The sequence below is a fragment of the Streptococcus thermophilus genome (genome assembly GCF_010120595.1).
Classification (GTDB): domain Bacteria; phylum Bacillota; class Bacilli; order Lactobacillales; family Streptococcaceae; genus Streptococcus; species Streptococcus thermophilus.
In genome coordinates this window covers 1,131,225-1,151,259 of sequence record NZ_CP038020.1, presented here as the reverse complement: position 1 = coordinate 1,151,259, position 20,035 = coordinate 1,131,225, and the positions used below count along the sequence as shown (strand labels likewise).

Sequence of the window (20,035 nt, the reverse complement as noted above, 5' to 3'; positions counted from 1 at the left end):
AAGCAGTGATACTACATCAACATGAAACGAGTGAACCTATCTGTATGTAGAAACAGGTCTATAGAGCTTTTAACGATCGCATAAGGTTATCATTTAAAGGTATGACCTCAACAAACTAAGATTTACTTAATTGAAATCCACTCTGCCTTTGAGAGACAGGCGATGTGTTCTGTGCTAAAAACACCTTCCAATGCACATGGAACCTTCTCTTTTATATGATGATAACGGAACCCACATTTTTCCTGAACTCTCTTTGACTTTGTATTGCCGTCAAAATAACCGAACCACATTTTCTCCAAATTCAAGTCATCAAATCCATGTCTCATTATCTCACGAACTGCTTCTGGTATAAGCCCCTGACCCCAATACAGAACTCCTATCCAGTAACCAACCTCCGCCTCAGCATCAGGAATACCTATATCACTTGCAGAGCCAATCATCAAACCTATGCTACCCACTGGCTGCATTGTTTCTTTTAAAACTATAGCGTATGTCTCAGGTGCGGAAAAATAACTTTTTATAATTTCCCTACTGTTTTCAACACTAGTATGTACTGGCCAACCTGCAATCGGACCAACCTCTGAACCTCTGGATTACTGGCATATTGGAATAAATCATTGGCATCTCTTTCTTCCCATGGGCGAAGAATCAACCTTTCCGTTTCTAAAATCGTTTTTTCTCCTTAAATTCCACTCTGATCATTTCTTTGGTTTAGGTGCAGGTAATTCATCATACATTGCATTGAATAAGCCAGTTAAATAATTTTTGTTGTCAACATCATCTACCAACAGCATTTCATTTGCTCCATCATATGGTGACTCGTACTTTGCATTTGGCATATATGCTATTGCAGATTTAAAAGGCTTCACTAAAAATCTATCATCATAAATTCACAATAATGAAATCTAAATATTCTTTGCTTGAAGCCATAATCTACACCTCCAAAATTTGCATTGGTCACAGGATTTTTAATACTTATATTAGTTCAATATGGTGGGCCTTCCGTTTCTACTATGCTACTTCGTAGCTCGTACAAGCAGTGTTACGCATTCAACATGATGCGTCCGTGGGACTCAAAAGGTTCGGAGAACCTTTTGAGGATTAGCTACGTTTCACTAAAAACTCACACACTCGGCGGTTCGCTATTACCGTATCGTTTCGTCGTAAACTCCTTACTCTACGACAGCTATCGCATGGGCGGAGCATCTACTTCTACTTCGCTGAAGTCTCAGCTCGTACAAGTAGTGATACCGCCTCAACATGATGCGTTTGCGGAAATAAATCAACCGGCTGGACTTTCTTCAATTCATAGCCCAAGTCTTGATAAAGTTTGATATCACGCGCCATGGTTGCTGGGTTACATGAGACATAGGTAATCTTCTCAGGTTGCATGGCGACGCTGGCTTTGATGAAGCTTTCAGTCAAGCCCTTACGTGGTGGATCCACAATGATGACGTCTGGTTTGATGCCATCCTTGCTCCACTTGGCCATGGCATTTTCAGCTGAGTCAGCCACATAGTGGGCATTTGTAATGCCGTTGCGTTCTGCATTTTTCTTGGAATCTTCGACGGCTGTTTCGATGACTTCAACGCCGTAGACTTCCTTGACCTGTTTTGCAAATGACAAACCGATTGTCCCGATTCCTGAATAGGCATCAATAACAATGCTGTCGCTGTTTAGATCTGAGAAGTCAATAGCTGTTTGATAGAGTTTTTCAGCCATCTCAGTGTTAACCTGATAGAAAGACTGGGCAGAGATCTCATAGTCATTGCCCAACATACTGTCTGTGATGGTGTCTTGGCCATAAAGGGTGCGGAACTCCTTACCAAAGATGGCGTTAGTGTTCTTATCGTTGATGTTTTGAATGATTGAAACAATACTTGGAAAGGCTTCCGTAATCTTAGTAATGACTTGGCCAATACGGAAAACTTTTGGTTTGGTCGTTACAAAGACCAACATCATCTGACCTGAATAATGACCACGACGAACTACCAAATGACGAATCAAACCTGTCTGCTCCTTCTCATCATAAGGTTTGAGGTCATAACGACGGAGAAGGTCACGGACAAAGACAATGAGTTTATCAATTTCCTTGTCTTGAATGAGGAAATCTTCAATTGGAATCAAGTCGTGCGAATTCTTGCGGTAGAAACCTGTTTCAAGCTGACCTTTAACACGGCGAACGGGCACCTGCGCCTTATTACGGTAGGCGTAAGGTGTTTCCATACCTAGTGTTTCAGCAACTTCTACGTCCGAGATACCGGCTGTCTTATAGAGGTTATCGACGACTTGTTTACGCTTGAACTTAAGCTGCTCAGTGTAAGTCATATGCCCAAAATCAGCAATCCCTGAACGAAGATAAGTAGCATTAATATCCTGATTACGACTTGGTGAAAGGGTCACATACTCCTCAACCTTACCAAAGCCGATATTCTTCTTAAGCTTAAGCACACGCATTCTGATGACTTCACCCGGTAGGGCATTATCCACGAAAAAGACAAAGCCGTCGACCTTGGCTACGCCTGATCCTTCATGTGTCAAATCGACAATTTCAACTTCTACAATATCGTTTTTATTTAACATAATTCAACTTTCTTTACTTTTAGGGGGCCTAAATATACCTTCAAAGGCCTTTTACTACCCTCCATTATAGCACATATAAATCAAATTTATGACTAGCCATAAATAATATAAATTTTACAGAAAAGTCATACCGTGCTATCATAGGTCCATGACAAAAAATTAAACGACTCAGCAACTTGCTAGATGTCGTTTCTATCTAAAGGAGAATAGAAATCATGCCAGATATTACCATTCATACAATCGAAACTGCACCAGAAGAAGTTAAAGACGTCCTTCAAACAGTCAAAGATGCCAATGGGGGATTCATTCCAAACTTGATTGGTCTCCTTGCTAATGCGCCAACTGCGCTTGAAGCTTACCGTACTGTCGGTGAAATCAACCGTCGCAATTCATTGACACCAACTGAACGTGAGGTTGTTCAAATTACAGCTGCTGTTACTAACGGATGTGCCTTCTGTGTGGCAGGTCACACAGCCTTTTCAATCAAGCAAATCCAAATGGCACCTCAACTTTTGGAAGCCCTTCGTAACCGTACACCAATCGAAGACGATCCAAAACTTGATACCCTTGCTAAATTCACTATTGCCGTAATCAATACTAAAGGTGCTGTTGGTGACGAAGCCTACAATGACTTCTTGGAAGCTGGCTACACTGCTCAAAATGCCCTTGACGTTATCTTGGGTGTCAGCCTTGCTAGCTTGTGTAACTACGCTAACAATCTCGCACAAACACTGATTAACCCTGAACTTCAAGAATTCGCTTAATTCAAAACCAAACGATAAACTAGAGGAGGATCTAAGCCTATGTCACGTTTTTCAAAAGAATTCCTTACTTGGTTGGACACCAACGCTGACCATATTGACCAAGAGTCTGGACCAATTGCGGACCAACTTCTTGAAAAAATTGCTGAAAACGACGTCTTTAAGATCGGCGTACCTGCTGAGTTTAATGGCCTAGGTGGTGGTCCTACTCACGTTGTTGATGTGCTTAATGAATTGGCACAACACTCTTTGACAGCTTCCTTTATTTCTTGGGGACACCGTACTTTCATCGAGTATATCTTAGCTAGCGACAATGCTTACCCTCGTGAAACATGGTTGAAAGAATTATATACCGGTGAGCGTGCTGGTGGTACCGGTTTGTCTAACGCCGTCAAATTCTTATCTGATATTGAAGAATTGAATGTTACTATCAGCCAAGAAGGTGATGGCTACTATCTCTATGGTCGTTTGCCTTGGGTAACTAACCTTCGTTCTGATAAATTCGCTGCTCTCTTTGCTGCTGACTTTAAAGACGGTAGCCAACCTTGGATTATCACCATTCCATCTGAAGCTGAAGGCCTCAGCCGTTCTGAAGATTTGGAATTTGTTTCCCTTCAAGGTGCTAACACTGCCTCTCTTACTTTTGATCACGTTAAGTTAGATCCTAATTGGGTCCTTTCAAAAGAAGGTGCAGACTATATTGCCAAAACACGTCCGAACTTCCTTGGTTTCCAATTTGGTCTTGCCTTTGGTTTGGCACAACGTTCTCTTGATGAGGTTGAAGCTAGTCTAAACAGTAACCGTAGCGTTCTTCGTGAGGAATTTGAAGCAACACGTGGAAATCTTCTTGCTATTCAAGACCAACTCTTTGCGGGTCTTAATGATGCTAATTATTTCATTGAAAAACCACGTGAACTTTTCCAATTGCGTATCGATATTGTCGACGTCGTAGCCAACAGCCTGCTCCTCGAACTTCAGGCTAGTGGTGGTCGTGGCTATTTGAAAGAATCAGAGTCAAGCTTTATCCGTCGTTGGAATGAAGGCGTCTTCCTTCCAATTGTATCTCCGAGTGCGGTACAGCTTCGTCACATTCTTGCAGCTAGCTAGACAGGCCGGTAGAACAATGAAGGTATTTTTTAAGAAAATTCCCTTGGTCCTATCTAGTCTAGTTCTTGCCCTCTTTAGTTTATCCAATCAAATAAACCACTATGCCCTGATTGCTCAGGGCATTTGGTTTCTGGCAAGTATAGGTTTTATGCTTATACTAGGACGCTTGATTCTTGGCTTTGAAAAAGTAAGGGAAGATTTGCACAATCCAGTCATTGCTTCGGCCTTTGCTAGCTACTTTATGGCTGCCTTTCTCTTTGCCAGCCGCCTTCCACTAGCTCAAATAGGCTTAAGTGTGACTTGGGTTGGGCTCCTTGGACTTTATATTGCCTATATTATTTTTTTCAGTCTGCGTTTTATGCACCCACTATCTTTGAACCAAGTCTTTCCAAGCTGGTTCGTGATCTACGTTGGACCTGCTATCAGTCTTGTGACAGTACCAGCTAGTGTTCCAACTAGCATCAAGGGACTTATTCTGGGACTAACGGGACTGGCGACACTAGCCCTCTTTCCACTTGTTTTGTGGAGAATGAGACAGATAGCCATCCCTCACCTCTATCGACCTATACTTGCCATTTTAGCAGCACCTCTGGCCCTTCTCATTACCAGCTCAATCAAGAGTAATCAAAGACCTGCAACTATTATTTTACTTGCCCTACTCTTATTCTCGCAAGCATTCTTTTTCTATGCTCTTAATCTCTTCGTAAGACTGGTTAAAAAAGGCTTTATGCCACTTTTTGCAGCTTTCAGCTTTCCCTTGGTCAATAGTGTCAATGCTTTTAGGGCAGCCACTACTAGTCTTGGACTAGTCAATCCAGCTACCCAATTGGTTTATAAGGTAGAGTTCGTCTTCGTTCTTGTCATCATGACCTATTTGCTCTATCATTTTCTAAAACTCTTATACAAGGCGCTTATACAAGCTCTTAATACCAAAAAACAAGCAGGTTCGGTGTGAACCTGCTTTGTTTTCTTATCTAAATCCTAGTTCTTTTAATTTTGACTGATAGTTATCAAAATCAATTTCAATCCCTTGACCACCATATAAATCATAGCTGTCAATCCAATCACCATCTGAAGGAATGGTTTGAGAATTGATCCCATGTTTAAAACTACCAGCATTTGAAAGACCCAAATCCAACATTTCCGTCATGCTCATATTGGTTGAAGTCAGTGAGTATACTTTTCCTAAAGCCTCAGGACCCTTGAAAAGACTAATAGGATTTTTAACTTGCTTCATAATAGCTTGCATCACTTGTTGTTGACGCTTGGTACGCCCATAATCCCCTTCATCGTCCTTACGGAAACGAGCGTAATTAAGAAGAGTTCGTCCATCCATCTGTTGCTTACCGACTTTAATGGTTTGATTCGGAACATTCCCATCCTTGTCCATCCTCAAATCATCTGGAACTTGGACCGAAGATACTTTTTTACCATCAATAGTGGAGAATTTGGCATTGATTTTCACGCCATCTGGGAACAGGGTATCAATACCTGTCGCAAAGGTCTCAAAGTCGACCATGGCATAGTACTTGATATCAATGTCAAAATTTCGTTTGAGCGTCTGTCGCATAAGCTCTGCTCCTTGATGATTGTTTTGCTCACCAATATTGAAGGCAGTATTGAGTTTCAGATCCTGAGAATAGTCTGTCTCTGAAGCGCCCTTAATATTAACCAAGGTGTCACGCATAAAGCTTACCATCTTGATTTTGCCTTCCTTATTGCCCACATTGACAACTATAATAGAGTCTGTTCTGGCATCGGTAGATTTTTGGCTGACTCGTTGGTCAGAACCCAAAATAAGGATATTCACCCCATCCTTAGTGTCTTTACCGTTAAAGGTTTCGACTAAGGCCGGTCGATAGGCTTTACCATTGTTACCAGCAGCAGAAAGGTCAGTTCCTTTGTAAAATTGATAGGCCATTGCTAGCACTAAGAACACAATCCCAAGACTCAAGCATCTGAATACCAGTTTAACAACCTTCTTGAGTTTTCTTTTTTTCTTATGTCGCGTTTTCTTTGTTGAATGCGGATTGGACTTTGGTTCCGATATTACTGAAGGGGGCACTCGTCTTTGAACCTTTTTTCGCTTAGGTTTTAGTTGAGGCGCTTCCTCTCGATAGACAGGCAGACCTTCCTCTGTTAGCTGGTTGACATCCTCATAATCAGGCTCCTGATAATAATTTGAACGATTATCATAAGGTTGGCGCCATGCTTCTTGATAGTCAGCTCTTTGACCTTGATACCTCTCGTAGGAACGTTCAGCTTCATAGGCATCCAACTTTCCTTGTAGATAATTGAATTCCGAAGCCTGCTGTCCATTAAGGCGGGCAAGATTTTTTAAAAGATAGCTGTAACGTAACCGTTCATAATACGTAAATGGCACATCGTTAGATTTGGTCATAAGATTTCCCTTTAAATTTGATAGACTTGGTAAGCTCCCAAGATTTTATATCCAATTCCAACTGCAGTTAGCTCTTCAAGAGCGAAATGAGCCAACTTTTTCTTTGTATAATCACAATCAATAATGAAGAAGTACTCGCCAAGTACCGTCTTTAAAGGACGGCTTTCAATCTTGGTCAAGTCAATGCCTCGCCAGGCAAAGGTCGATAAAGCCTTGTAAAGTGCACCTGGCATATTGTCAGGTAGAGTTAAGGCAAGCGTTAATTTACAATTAATCTGATTGAGCGGAATTTCAGGAACAGTGCTCCCTAATAACCAGAAACGGGTATAATTCTTCTCAATTTCCTGAATATCCTTAGCTAAAATTTCGAGACCGTATTCCTTGGCAGCTGCATGCGGAGCGATTGCAGCATAAGGCTGGTCAGGATTATCTGCGACATAGCGAGCCGCAAAGGCTGTACTGGCTGTTGTCTCAATTTTAGCATGTGGAAAATGATCTTTAATATACTTTTTCCCTTGAGCAATCGCTTGTGGATGTGAGAAAATTTTTTCAATCTTTGCATGGTGTTTGCTAGCCATTAACTGTTGCTTGATGGGTTGAACAATCTCGGCCACAGCACGAATGTCTGCCTGGTGGAAGAGATAGTCTAAACTCTCATGAACGGATCCCTCAATGGAATTTTCCACAGGAATAACTGCGTAATCCACACGTCCCTCTTCATATGACTTGATAACTTCAGTAATGGTACCTAGAGAAACCAAGCTTGCCTCAGGAAATGCCTTTAAGGCTGCATTGTGCGTAAACGACCCACTGGGGCCCAAATAACCTACATCCATTTGATAAACCTTGCTACTTCTTCTGGCGTCCGATTATCAACAGTGACAACCAGATCTGCCAAACCTTTATAGAGGGCCATTCGACCATCATAAATGGCCTTGAATTCCTCTTTAGAATGATTGAGAAAGAGGGGGCGTTGATTTTTGATATCCTTTTTAATACGATTATAGACCACATCAAAAGAAGAGTGAAGCCATACGTTATGCTTACGATTTTTCTTCAAAAGTTTACGATTGCACTCCGTCACAACGACACCACCACCAGTAGAGATGATAACATCATCTCCCTCTTGAAGGAGTTCTTCCAGAGTCTCAGACTCAATCTGACGAAAACTTGCTTCGCCTTCTTTGGCAAAGAAATCAGTAATGGACATTCCAATTTTATCTTCGATGACCTGATCCATATCTACGAAACGACCATTCAGGTATGGGGCGACGGAACTCTTACCAACTCCCATAAAGCCCAATAAAACCTTAGCCATGCAGTAATCCTTCCAAATCACTAAAGAAGCTTGGGTAGCTCGTATTGATAGCTTCCGCACGTTGCAAGTCAACTTCGCCATCTTGAACCAAGAGGGCAGCAATGGCTGTCATCATACCAATCCTGTGGTCACCAAAGGTATTGACCTCTGCCCCGTGAAGAGGCGTCTTCCCAGTGATAATCATACCATCCTCAGTTGGAACAATATCAGCACCCATAGCATTCAAGGCATCTGCTACCACCTGAATACGATCAGTCTCTTTGACCTTGAGCTCTTCAGCATCACGAATCACCGTCTTACCTTGAGCTTGTGTCGCCAAGAGTGTGATAATCGGAAGTTCATCAATCAAACGTGGAATGATGTCACCGCCAATTTCGGTTCCTTTAAGTTCTGAAGTTTCAACCGTAATGGTCGCAGATTTAGCAACTTGGTCAATATCTGAAAGTTTTATCTTACCACCCATATCCTTGATAACATCAATGATTCCGGTACGTGTCTCATTAATACCAACATTTTTCAAGATAATCTTAGAGTTTGGCACCACGAGTCCTGCTACCAACCAAAAAGCGGCCGAAGAAATATCCCCTGGAACCACAACTTCTTGGGCAGTAAAGATCTGTCCACCAGAAATACGAATTTCCTTGCCTTCTACTTGAAGCTGACCACCAAACTGCTGAATCATATCTTCCGTATGATTACGTGTTTTTTCCTTTTCAATGATGACAGACTCACCATCAGCTTGAAGGGCCGCAAAAATAAGGGCAGACTTAACCTGAGCAGAGGCCACTGGCAATTCGTAATAAATAGGTTTAAGGGACTTGCTGCCGTGCATTTTCAATGGTGGCAAATCACGGTCAGTTTGTCCTGACACCTCTACCCCCATCTGACGTAAAGGAATAGTGACACGGTCCATAGGGCGTTTTGAAAGGGAGTCATCCCCAAACATTTCCACATCAAAATCTTGACCGGCAAGTACACCTGAAATCAAACGAATCGATGTTCCAGAGTTGCCCATATCCAGCTTGTTTTGAGGAGCCTTGAGACCGTCAAAACCAACACCGTGAATACGTACCACATCACCATCATCTTCAATAGTCACACCTAAATCACGAAAGACCTGCATAGTTGAGAGGACGTCTTCACCTCGTAAAATATCACGAACAGTTGTCACGCCTTTGGCAAGACTACCGAACATAATCGAACGGTGACTGATGGACTTGTCACCAGGGATACGCAAGCTGCCACGAAGACCTTGAGCCTTGGTTTCTAGTTTCATAGGTTACTCCTAAAAATTTTATTGTTATCCTCATTATACCATATTTGAAAGCCCAACCATATACTGAATTGTCAAAATATTCACTCGATTGTATTGCCATACTTTTCTTTCAAAAAGGCAACTGCCTCTTGAACACGGTTCCGAATTAAGTCAGCAGAGCCCTGCAAAAGATGTTTTTCCTCAGCCGACAAAGTCAAGTGGACAGGAGCTTCCACACCTTGACGTCCTAAAATAACTGGATAGCCAAGATAAGTCTGATAGATTTCTTGATAGCTAGATACTGTCACCTCTTCTTGAGCGTCAGAGAGGATAATTGCCACCAAACGAAGGGCAGCACTGGCAATACCGTATGAAGTATAGCCCTTACCATAAAAAACCTTGTGCCCCCCCTTCATGGAAGCCATAAAGAGATTTTGACGCTCCTCTTCACTCGTTAAAGCTGTAATATCTTGACCTTTCACCTTAACCTGACTCCATGCTGTAAATTGAGAGTTGCCATGTTCCCCAAGATTGTAGCCTGATACTGATTTGGGATTAACTTCCAGAACCTCTCCCACTGCTGTCTTCATTCTAGCCGTATCAAGTAAAGTCCCTGTCCCAATCACGCGTTCCTTTGGCCAACCTGTGAATTCTTGATAGAGAGCTGTCACCGCATCTACAGGATTTGAGATGACCAAGAGTATACCTTTAAAATCCAACTGTTTTAACTCCTGAGCAACCTGATAAACAGCCTCTCGGGTAAATGGGAATTCAGCAAAACGGTCCTCACCAGCATTGTGCTGTAGCTGAATATTTCCAAGAGCTGAGATGATAACATCAGCATCTTTAAGTGCTTCATAATCATTAACCACGATGTTTGCATAGTTGGCCAGATTGGCCATGGCATCCTTAAAATCCTGGGCATCTGCTTCAGCTTTCCTCTCATTAATATCAATAAAAACATAACTATCGGCTAAGCCCTGAGCAATAGCCCCATGAGCTACCGCTGCACCAACATTTCCCATTCCAATAATTCCAATTTTACGAGCCATAATTTACCTCCTTTAATACAGAAAAAGTCCTGCCAATTGACAAAGGCCTCCCTTATTAGTTATTCAATTCTTGCAAAGGTTTGAAGATGATACGTTCAATATCATTCAAATAAACAGACAGACTTTGTTGCGCAGTCAAGTATTCTTTCAAAAGGGCGTTAGCTTCTACCTTTTGACCCAATTCTTGAACAGCTGCTTGTTCTTCTGCTGTTGGCATTGTACCAGCCTGCATTTTAGCATAGAAATCCTCTTGGAAATCCGTAAACTCTTTGAAAAGAGCGCTAGCCTCAGCATCAGTTGCAATCGCTTCTTTTTTCTCTACCAAGTTTTTGTACTCAGGAAGGGCACGGATGCCACGTTCCAACTCATTTGCTAAATCATAAATATTTCTCATTTTATTCTCCTATGCGATCACCACATGATAGTCTGTATTGGCTTCAATAACAGTCTTAGCATGTTTACGATCTTTTTCATTTTTAAAAGTAATTTGAAGGATACCATGAATATCCTCACGATTTTCTTCATTGATACGAAGGTTAACCAAAGACGTTCCTCGCAACAATTCCATAATGCTAAGGATAACGTCCTCACGGTCAGGTACATCCACAAAAATATCGAAGGCACTTTCCACGCCACCCTTTTTATGAATTTCCATCTCTTTACGCTTCTTACGACCGTTGTCAAAGAACTCCCAAATAGCACTCTCATCCTCAGCCTTAATCAAATCAGCCACATGGTCCAAACGTTTTTTGAAATCTTCAATACGATCCAAAACAGCAGGACCATTAGTCATGAGAATGGAAGCCCACATCCCAGGTTCACTCTCAGCAATACGGGTCATATCTCGGAACCCCCCAGCCGCAAAGTGATTGGTCATCTCGTGAGCCTGAGCATAATCAGCTGCCTGCTCCATAAGACCAGAAGCCAAAAGATGTGGAAAATGACTGATTTGACTCGTTACCCGGTCGTGTTCAGCTGCATCAATCTCAACATAACGTGACTTAAGGCCAGACAAGATATCCTTAAGCTCAGGGATCGTTGTCTCTTTTGTCAGACTTGTCGGTGTGAAAATATAATAGGCATTTTCAAAAAGTGTCACGTCAGCCGCAATAGCCCCTGATTTATGAGAACCAGCCATCGGGTGAGAACCTACAAACTGAACATTTTTGCCTGTTAGATAACGCTCCGCTGCCTCAACGATTTCACGCTTGGTTGAGCCCGCATCTGTTATGATGACATTATCTTTAAGGTCCAGATCAGCCAACTCCTTCAAGTAGGCCATCGTTTGCTTGATTGGCACTGCTAAGATAATGACGTCCGCAAGGGGAGCAAACTCTTTAAAATCACCTGTTGCTCGGTCAACAATCCCACGTTCTAGTGCAATATTTCGAGAATAGTCAGAGCGATTATATCCAAGAATATCATAATCAGGGTGATCCCTTTTAATCCCTAAGGCCAGGGAGCCACCAATCAGACCCAATCCTACAATATAAATAGTTTTTTTACTCATTCCTACTCCCGTCTTTTCACTGATGCTGCTTAAAAGTTTTTCACATAGTCACGGTGATGTGCTACCGCTTCTTTCAACTCTTCCAAATTATCAGAAGAGAATTTATCCAAGATTTCATTAGCTACGACAGTAGCGACTACTGATTCCATAACGACACCTGCTGCAGGCAAGGCCGTTGGATCTGAACGCTCAACCGTTGCCTTGTATGGCTCATGGGTCTCAATATCTACTGACATTAGTGGTTTATAAAGAGTTGGAATTGGCTTCATAACCCCACGGACTACAATTGGTTGACCATTTGTCATTCCACCTTCAAAACCACCGAGATTATTGGTTCTACGCGTATAGCCATCCTCTTCATTCCAAAGGATCTCATCCATCACTTGAGAGCCCCTGAGATAGCCATCTTTGAATCCAAGACCAAACTCGACCCCCTTGAAGGCATTGATGGAAACAACTGCTTGAGCAATCTTGGCATCCAACTTGGTATCCCATTGCACATAAGAACCAAGTCCTACAGGTACACCACCAACAACCGTTTCAACGACACCACCGATGGTGTCACCCTCTTTTTTGATTTGGTCAATGTAATCTTTAATTTCTTGCTCACGCTCTTGGTTAACAACTGAAATTTCTGACTGTTGGGCCAATTCCTTGATTTGAGCAACTGTCAAATTCTCTGGCACATCAATTTCCTTACCACCAAAGACAACCACATGATTAGCAATTTCAATATCAAGCTCAGCCAAGATTCGTTTAGCGACAGCACCCACTGCCACACGCATAGTTGTTTCACGCGCACTGGAACGCTCCAACGAATTACGCAAATCATCAAAACGGTATTTCATACCACCAACCAAGTCAGCATGTCCTGGACGTGGATGGGTGATTTTGCGTTTAGTTTTTAAACGATCCTCAATATCTTCAACAGCCATAATGTCCAACCATTTTTGATGGTCCTTATTGATGACATGGAGGGTGATTGGAGCCCCTGTTGTTTTCCCATGACGAACACCAGAAGTGATTTCAACCTTATCAGACTCAATTTTCATGCGGCCACCACGACCATAACCACCTTGGCGGCGTTTCAAATCGCCATTGATATCTTCAGCGGTCAAGGGAAGACCAGCTGGTACACCTTCGATAATTGCCGTTAAACGTGGGCCGTGAGACTCACCTGCTGTTAAATATCTCATTTATTTCTCCAAGTACTCTTTCATTTCAACTAAAGGAATCTGATTGATAGCTGCCTTACCAATCTCTGGAACGATAACTGTCTTAATACTATTACCACGGGCTTTCTTGTCATGTGTGAGGGCTGTATAGAGCTCCTCAACACGCCATGGTTCATAGTCTACTGGCAAACCAAATTTCACACACATCTCAGCAATTTGACGTGTGATTCCCTGAGGCATTAGGTTTTTTTTCTCAGCAACACGAGAAATCTGAACCATTCCAATAGCCACAGCTTCACCATGCATAACTTTACCATAACCAGCTGTTTGTTCGACGGCATGCCCAATCGTATGACCAAAGTTTAGGTACATACGGACGCCACCTTCAAACTCATCTTCAACCACAATTTTACGCTTAACGTTACATGAACGGTAAATAATGGTCTCTGAGTTTTCCAAAATACTATGAACCGAACCATCAATGTTATCAAGGAGCTGCCAAAGTTCAGGATCGTCAATCAAACCATATTTGACAACCTCACCCATGCCTTCAATCAATTCACGTTTACCAAGTGTCTCAAGGACATTAGGATCAATTAAAACCCCATCAGGCTGAGCAAAAGTTCCTACGATATTTTTGGCAAAAGGAGTATTCACACCTGTCTTTCCACCAATAGATGAATCTACTTGGGCAGTTAGACTGGTTGGAACTTGAACGAAATGAATTCCACGCATATAGGTTGAAGCGACAAATCCTGCTAAGTCTCCAACAACGCCACCACCAAGAGCGACAATACCATCACTACGAGTCATGCCATTCTTAATCAAAAACTCATAAGCCTTATTAACAGTCTTAAGATTTTTACTCGCTTCACCTTCTAGAAAATCAAAAACGACAACCTCAAAACCTTCGTGTTCCAAGCTAAGCTTAACTTTTTCTGCATATAGGCCTCCCACATGATTGTCCGTAATAAGCGCGATCTTTTGTGGTTCCCAAAGTGACTTGACCCATTGTCCTACCCCTTTAAGAGCTCCCTTTTCAATGATAATGTCATAAGGGTTTTGTTTTAAATTTACCTCTAGTTTCATCGTCGACCCCTCCTAGCTATTGTATATGTTTTCTAATTCCTGCCAAATAGCACCTGTTGGCATATTCTCGCCTGTCCATAATTTAAAGGCACCTGCTGCTTGATAAAGTAACATGCCTAGTCCATTCACAGCCTCTATCTCTTGTTTCCTTGCCAAGGCCAAGAAAGGTGTTTCAAAAGGCTGGTAAATGATATCCGCAACTAAGAGTTCCTTAGGGAATCTTGTATCTATAGAAATGGGCAATGACTCACCATCCATACCCACACTAGTCGCATTGACCAATAAATCGGTTTGCCTTAATTCCTTTTGGAAGTGGTCAGCATCAGTTAAATCATGAAATTCTAAATAGCAATCGGTTTGATCAAGCAAGGTTCTAAAGTTTTTTTTTGCCTTGACCAAGGATTGGGGCCGAACATAGATACTAACTTTTTTTGCACCATCAAGAATTGCCTGTGTCACAATAGATTTAGCCGCACCACCAGCCCCCAAAATCATAATATGAGTATCCTTAGGATTAAAATTCTTTAAACTAGCAAAAAAGCCAAAGCCATCTGTATTATGGCCGATCAAACGACCATCACAATTGACAACCGTATTGACTGCACCAATCAGTTGAGCTTCAGGACTAAGACCATCCAAAAATGGAATTACCTTTTCCTTATATGGCATAGACAAGTTGATACCGAACATATTGTAACGTCTAATATTTTCAAATGTCTCAGCCAGGTCTGACTCTGGAATTTCCCAAGCTACATAAACCCCATTAACATGTGTTTTTTCGAAAGCTAAATTATGAATGAAAGGAGAAATTGAATGCTTGATAGGACTGGCAACAACAGCTGCTAAGCGTGTGTGTCCATCAATCCGCATCCAAAACCTCCCTAATCCTACACATGTCCGCAAGAGCAACTTGACCCGGTGCGCTGGTATTGTCAAGACTAGCAAAAGTCCATGATGACCCCACCAAGTCTCCCGCCAAACGTGACAAACGACCTAACTTACCCATTGACATAGTTACAAACTCTTGTTCAGGGTTAAAGGCCTTAAAGCCGCGTGTGAAATTCATAAGATCAAGGACATCTTGTTCATTCTTAGGCATAACGGCTACTTTAACAACTCTTGGCGTCAAGTTGGTCATCTCAGATAAAAGTTCCATAAGGTTTTCAGGTGTCTCCTCAAAGTTATGATAAGACAAAACCAAGTTTGAAAATTCAAGCATCTGGTCAAAGACTTCCTTGCGTGTGAAATACTCAAAATCAATATAATCTGGTGAATAGATAGCAGCTACATCCTTAATCAGTGTGACATATTCCCCATCAGTTAACTCAATCTTACCACCTTCACGTGTCGTACGAATGGTAAAAACAATTTCAAAGCCTGCGAATTTCTCAAAAATAGCTGGAGCAACTGTTAAGATACTATGCTTATCTAAAAAATCTGCACGCCATTCAATAATGTCTGCCCCCTCAAAACGAGACAGCTCAAGCGCTTGTGCTTCCTCTAAACTAGTCGGCATAATCGGAACTACAATTTTCATTTATTTACCTTTATTGTGTATACTTTCAAATAATTTGATGTTGGATCATTAGGATTGACGGCAAAATCCACTGGTAATTGTTGCAAGTTAACAAAGTCCGCTGAAACATCTCCCAATCCCTTACGCAGTTGCTTTTTAAACTGTTGCACTGTCATATTAGCTGTATTGGTACTTGCAATAATTGTCCCATACTCTGATAGAATATCAAGACTCTGCGCAATCAACTTGTGGTAATCCTTATTTGCTGAGAAAGTTCGTTTCTTATTTCGAGCAAAGCTCGGCGGATCTATAACGATAAGGTCATAAAATAATCCCTTTTTCTTGGCATATTTAAAATAATCAAAAACATCCATCACAACTAAACGATGATTTTCCATACTGAAGCCATTAGCTTCAAAATGAGCCGTGGATAACTCACGTGAACGTTTTGCCAAATCCACCGATGTCGTTTCAACCGCTCCCCCCATAGCTGCAGCAACTGAAAAAGCTGCCGTATAGGAGAACATATTCAAAACTGATTTGCCCAAGGCCAAACCATTAACCAAACCATCACGCACCTCATGCTGGTCAAGAAAAATCCCTGTCATTAGCCCATCATTTAGAAAAACTTCATAAGTTACCCCATTCTCCAAGATAGTGAAGGTATCAGCGGCCTCTTGTCCATAAAGATGGTCTGACTCAAAATCAAGGCCCTTGAAGCGAATTTTTTCATAGCCCCCCAAAACCTCAGGAAAGACCGTTTGGAAAGCCTCTACAATAATATCCTTCAAGGAATAAATAAAGACATTGTACCATGAAAAGAGGGCATAGTCTCCATACAAATCAATCGTTAGACCACCAAAATCATCACCATCTTGGTTAAAAAGACGAAAAGCCGTCGTTAAATCATTAGCATAATAGGATTGACGTCTGGCTTTTGCCTTCTCAAAAAGCCCCTGAAAATAAGTCACTGTCAATTGTTGCTTTTTAGGGGACAAAAACCAACCTATCCCCTTATTTTGACTCGACAAATAGCCTGTTCCTAAAAATTCTTTGGATTGACTATAAAGATAAATCAACTGATTATTTTCAGCTATATTTGGAAAATCTTCAGCTAAAAGAAGCTGTTTCCCTTGTTTGATTTTTTTCTCCGCAAAGGGACTTACCGTCAATATATTCATGCTACTATTATATCAAAAAAATGTTATAATTTCTGTTTCGTAACTAGAATTTGTCAATTATATGTCAAGGAATATGACACTCTATGACAGTAAATTTTTGAGAGTCATTTTGTTATTTGGTATAATAGCTAAGATAATATAAAATCAAAGGAAGTATTACTTTGAAAAAAATAAACGAAGCTTTTTGGAAAGGAGTTTCATCAAGACTCGGATTCGTCTTCTTGTTACTCTTCTTTTACTGGCTAAAAAACATATTCGCTTATTTCGTCAACATTAATCTTGAGTGGGAAAGCAGATATCAGGTTATGCTTTCGCTGATTAACCCTATTCCACTGGGATTAATGCTGCTAGGTTTAGGACTTTACTTCAAGAAAAGCCGTTTTTTTTATGGCACAACAATTGCTATTTATGTCATCCTTAATCTCCTGCTTATTGCTAATGTCATTTACTTTGGAGAGTTTACAGACTTCATAACTGTAAATACCATCCTGGCAAGTTCTAGTTCAGCAGCCGGGCTGGGAGACTCAGCTAAGAACCTTCTTGAACCAAGTTATATCTTTTATTTGATTGATATTCCTTTCTTCATTTATGGTGTTTTTAGGAAAAAACTAAAAACGGATAGTAAGCCATTTAATAAACGAGCTAGTTTTGCTATCACCGCACTATCGACACTCCTTCTCTCAGCCAACCTATTTCTAGCGGAAGTTAACCGTGGTGAGTTACTGACACGTGGTTTCTCCAACAACTATATTGTTCGTGCTATGGGGATTCCTTTCTTTACAGCTTATTCCGGTAACTTAACGTATCAAACTTCACAAGCTCGTTCATCCGCAACAGCAGACGACATGAAAAAGGTTGAAGCTTATGTTAAGGAGCACTATGCAGCACCTGATCCTAAGTACTACGGAATTGCTAAAGGAAGAAACGTTATCGTTATTCACTTGGAGAGTTTCCAACAGTTTCTTATTGATTACAAGCTCCAAGTAGATGGTCAGTCTTATGAAGTAACACCATTCCTTAATTCCATTTACCACTCAAATGAAACCCTAGCCTTTTCAAACTTCTTCCACCAAGTTAAATCAGGAAAAACTTCTGATGCTGAAACCTTGATGGAAACATCACTCTTCGGACTAAGTACAGGGTCATATATGGTAAACTACGGTGGTACCAATACAGCTTACGCTGCACCATCTATCCTAGCTCAAACGAGTGGCTATACTTCAGCTGTTTTCCACGGAAACACTGGATCCTTCTGGAACCGCAATAATACCTATAAACATTGGGGTTATAACTACTTCTTTGACTCATCAGCTTTCACTGAGAAAACCGATGAAAACTCCTTCCAATACGGTCTTAATGATAAGTACATGTTTTCAGATTCCATCAAATATCTGGAACAAATGCAACAGCCTTTCTATGTTAAATACCTAACCGTATCTAACCACTACCCATACACTTCCCTGTCAGGCGACAAAAACGAACAAGGTTTCCCACTCGCTGACACAAAAGACGAAACAGTTAACGGGTATTTTGCAACAGCCAACTATCTTGACTCTGCAATCAAAGACTTCTTTGATTACCTTAAGGAAACTGGCCTTTATGATAATTCGATTATTGTTATGTATGGTGACCACTACGGTATCTCTGATATGCGAAGCAGTAATCTAGCGGAACTGCTCGGGAAGAACTCTGAGACTTGGTCAAATTATGATAAAGCCATGCTTCAACGTGTCCCTTACATGATTCACATCCCAGGATATACTGGAGGTGGCATCTCTAACACATTTGGTGGTGAAGTTGATGCCCTCCCAACCCTCCTTCACATTCTTGGTGTTGACACTAGCTCTTATATCCAGATGGGACAAGACCTCCTATCTCCTGATAATAAGCAAACTGTCGCATTTAGAACCTCAGGTCAATATGTTACACCTCAATACACAAGCTACTCTGGTAGACTCTATAACACTCAAACAGGAGAAGAAATTACTAACCCTGATGAGACTACTAAAAAGGAAAATGAGGCTATTCGTAATGCGGTTGCAACCCAGTTGTCAATGAGTGATGCAGTCCAAACAGGTGACCTCCTTCGATTCTACACGCCAGATGGTTTAAATCCTCTTGATTCTAGCACAATTTCCTACACTAAACAGATGGATCAACTGAAAAAAATCAATAAAAAGCTGAAAGATAAATCAACAAGTCTCTACAAACAAAAAGGCAATAAATCAACAGCTGACCTATTCAAGACACCATCTTACAAGGAACTACATCCTGTTGAACCTGAATCAAGCTCAAACTCAACAGAAGAAAGCTCATCTAGTCAAGAAACTACAGCTGCACAAGAATAATCCTAAAAAGACTGTTCTAATCGGGCTGTCTTTTTAGATTAAATCAACCATATCTCTACATAATCAACTCTTCAACGATCTGGCTCGGACATATTTCTTGCTAGTTTTCTCCAACCATGATTAAATAAGAATCATAACAAAACATATATAGGAGATCTGATATGAATCCAATGGAATTATTTAACCAAGTGAAAGAAATGATCGAAAAAAAAGATTTTGAAGTAGCTAAAAAGTTTGTCGAGGAAAACAAAGATGATCTAGGTGAGTACTTCAACCAAGCTAAATCTCTCGTTTCAGGCAACGAAATGGTAAATGGAGCTTTAGACAAGATTAAAGGCCTATTCTAAGCCTAAATTCCCCCAATCAATAGGATTGAGGGAATTTTTTTATTCAGATGACTAATTTAGACTCAGAAATATTATAGTGTGATATTTTATTTGTGAGAAGACAAAAAAGAGATTCCCCAAGGAACCTCTTTCCATTCTATATTACAATAGAATTATTTTTTCAAGTTGTAGAATGATTTCAAACCACGGTATTCTACTAGTGTCGTTTTAAATGTGTATATAATAGGAAGAAAACCTATCAAATAAAGGTATATGCGTGTAAAACATAGACAGTAAAACTTACATGAAGTTACTAAAGTTTACACTTATTGCCCCTTATTTGCCCCCTTTTGATATAAAAAAACTTGGTAGCATAAGTTGCATTATTTTACTTGTATTTATTCCTATGGATT

General features: G+C 40.9%; 20 protein-coding genes and 1 pseudogene. 5 read left to right on the top strand and 16 right to left on the bottom strand.

Going from position 1 to position 20,035, the window contains the following annotated elements:
• Window positions 1-122 precede the first annotated feature (122 nt).
• The 4 genes and pseudogenes from E3C75_RS06120 to rlmD all read right to left on the bottom strand — a co-directional run bounded on the left by E3C75_RS06120 (window position 123) and on the right by rlmD (window position 2,583).
• The gene (locus E3C75_RS06120) at window positions 123-521 is read right to left on the bottom strand and encodes a GNAT family N-acetyltransferase (protein ID WP_444547764.1); all 399 of its coding nucleotides are present in this window, start codon (window positions 519-521) and stop codon (window positions 123-125) included.
• Window positions 518-652, bottom strand: a complete 135-nt coding sequence (locus E3C75_RS12340) for a hypothetical protein (RefSeq protein ID WP_332835565.1) — start codon at window positions 650-652, stop codon at window positions 518-520. Before E3C75_RS12340 ends, E3C75_RS06120 begins: the two co-directional genes overlap by 4 nt.
• 46 nt (window positions 653-698) lie before the next feature.
• Window positions 699-890, bottom strand: a pseudogene (locus tag E3C75_RS06115) (TfoX/Sxy family protein); the annotation flags it as partial.
• Between the two features lie 322 nt (window positions 891-1,212).
• A complete protein-coding gene (gene rlmD, locus E3C75_RS06110; RefSeq protein ID WP_111679517.1) occupies window positions 1,213-2,583 on the bottom strand; it encodes a 23S rRNA (uracil(1939)-C(5))-methyltransferase RlmD in 1,371 nt (456 codons plus the stop codon).
• Between the two features lie 215 nt (window positions 2,584-2,798).
• Here rlmD and E3C75_RS06105 point away from each other — a divergent pair, with 215 nt between their 5' ends.
• From E3C75_RS06105 to E3C75_RS06095, 3 genes are read left to right on the top strand one after another with little or no spacing between them, the layout of a single operon-like run.
• Window positions 2,799-3,347 carry a carboxymuconolactone decarboxylase family protein gene (locus E3C75_RS06105; RefSeq protein ID WP_162173402.1) on the top strand — a complete coding sequence of 183 codons (549 nt, stop codon included), beginning with the start codon at window positions 2,799-2,801 and terminating at the stop codon, window positions 3,345-3,347.
• Window positions 3,348-3,386: 39 nt separating this feature from the next.
• Complete coding sequence (locus E3C75_RS06100) at window positions 3,387-4,451, top strand: acyl-CoA dehydrogenase family protein (protein ID WP_014621375.1); 1,065 nt, start codon at window positions 3,387-3,389, stop codon at window positions 4,449-4,451.
• A gap of 16 nt (window positions 4,452-4,467) precedes the next feature.
• Window positions 4,468-5,406: a TDT family transporter gene (locus E3C75_RS06095; RefSeq protein WP_014621374.1), complete on the top strand. Its 939-nt coding sequence runs from the start codon at window positions 4,468-4,470 to the stop codon at window positions 5,404-5,406.
• 15 nt (window positions 5,407-5,421) lie between these two features.
• Here the strand turns inward: E3C75_RS06095 and E3C75_RS06090 are convergent, their stop codons facing one another.
• The 12 genes from E3C75_RS06090 to E3C75_RS06035 form a co-directional block, all read right to left on the bottom strand.
• The gene (locus E3C75_RS06090; RefSeq protein ID WP_100262176.1) at window positions 5,422-6,852 is read right to left on the bottom strand and encodes an LCP family protein; all 1,431 of its coding nucleotides are present in this window, start codon (window positions 6,850-6,852) and stop codon (window positions 5,422-5,424) included.
• Window positions 6,853-6,863: 11 nt separating this feature from the next.
• Window positions 6,864-7,688: a prephenate dehydratase gene (pheA, locus tag E3C75_RS06085; RefSeq protein ID WP_014621372.1), complete on the bottom strand. Its 825-nt coding sequence runs from the start codon at window positions 7,686-7,688 to the stop codon at window positions 6,864-6,866.
• A complete protein-coding gene (locus tag E3C75_RS06080; protein ID WP_014621371.1) occupies window positions 7,679-8,170 on the bottom strand; it encodes a shikimate kinase in 492 nt (163 codons plus the stop codon). Before E3C75_RS06080 ends, pheA begins: the two co-directional genes overlap by 10 nt.
• The gene (gene aroA / locus E3C75_RS06075) at window positions 8,163-9,446 is read right to left on the bottom strand and encodes a 3-phosphoshikimate 1-carboxyvinyltransferase (RefSeq protein WP_014621370.1); all 1,284 of its coding nucleotides are present in this window, start codon (window positions 9,444-9,446) and stop codon (window positions 8,163-8,165) included. The genes E3C75_RS06080 and aroA overlap by 8 nt, the downstream gene beginning before the upstream one ends.
• 80 nt (window positions 9,447-9,526) lie before the next feature.
• Window positions 9,527-10,477, bottom strand: coding sequence for an L-lactate dehydrogenase (locus tag E3C75_RS06070; RefSeq protein WP_014621369.1), 951 nt, complete (start codon window positions 10,475-10,477; stop codon window positions 9,527-9,529).
• 55 nt (window positions 10,478-10,532) lie between these two features.
• Window positions 10,533-10,871, bottom strand: coding sequence for a YlbF/YmcA family competence regulator (locus E3C75_RS06065; protein ID WP_002947244.1), 339 nt, complete (start codon window positions 10,869-10,871; stop codon window positions 10,533-10,535).
• A gap of 9 nt (window positions 10,872-10,880) precedes the next feature.
• Window positions 10,881-11,987 carry a prephenate dehydrogenase gene (locus tag E3C75_RS06060; protein WP_014621368.1) on the bottom strand — a complete coding sequence of 369 codons (1,107 nt, stop codon included), beginning with the start codon at window positions 11,985-11,987 and terminating at the stop codon, window positions 10,881-10,883.
• Window positions 11,988-12,016: 29 nt separating this feature from the next.
• Entirely contained in the window at window positions 12,017-13,183 is a 1,167-nt protein-coding gene (gene aroC / locus E3C75_RS06055) for a chorismate synthase (RefSeq protein ID WP_011225712.1), read from the bottom strand.
• Window positions 13,184-14,251: a 3-dehydroquinate synthase gene (gene aroB, locus E3C75_RS06050; protein ID WP_014621367.1), complete on the bottom strand. Its 1,068-nt coding sequence runs from the start codon at window positions 14,249-14,251 to the stop codon at window positions 13,184-13,186.
• A 12-nt stretch (window positions 14,252-14,263) separates the two neighbouring features.
• The gene (locus tag E3C75_RS06045) at window positions 14,264-15,121 is read right to left on the bottom strand and encodes a shikimate dehydrogenase (RefSeq protein WP_014621366.1); all 858 of its coding nucleotides are present in this window, start codon (window positions 15,119-15,121) and stop codon (window positions 14,264-14,266) included.
• Window positions 15,111-15,788, bottom strand: coding sequence for a type I 3-dehydroquinate dehydratase (gene aroD, locus E3C75_RS06040; RefSeq protein ID WP_002947238.1), 678 nt, complete (start codon window positions 15,786-15,788; stop codon window positions 15,111-15,113). Before aroD ends, E3C75_RS06045 begins: the two co-directional genes overlap by 11 nt.
• Window positions 15,785-16,948, bottom strand: coding sequence for a class I SAM-dependent rRNA methyltransferase (locus E3C75_RS06035; protein ID WP_014621365.1), 1,164 nt, complete (start codon window positions 16,946-16,948; stop codon window positions 15,785-15,787). Before E3C75_RS06035 ends, aroD begins: the two co-directional genes overlap by 4 nt.
• A gap of 161 nt (window positions 16,949-17,109) precedes the next feature.
• On the opposite strand from E3C75_RS06035, the gene E3C75_RS06030 reads away from it, so the two are divergent.
• A complete protein-coding gene (locus E3C75_RS06030; protein ID WP_014621364.1) occupies window positions 17,110-19,296 on the top strand; it encodes an LTA synthase family protein in 2,187 nt (728 codons plus the stop codon).
• 161 nt (window positions 19,297-19,457) lie between these two features.
• A complete protein-coding gene (locus E3C75_RS06025) occupies window positions 19,458-19,643 on the top strand; it encodes a hypothetical protein (protein WP_014621363.1) in 186 nt (61 codons plus the stop codon).
• Window positions 19,644-20,035 lie beyond the last annotated feature (392 nt).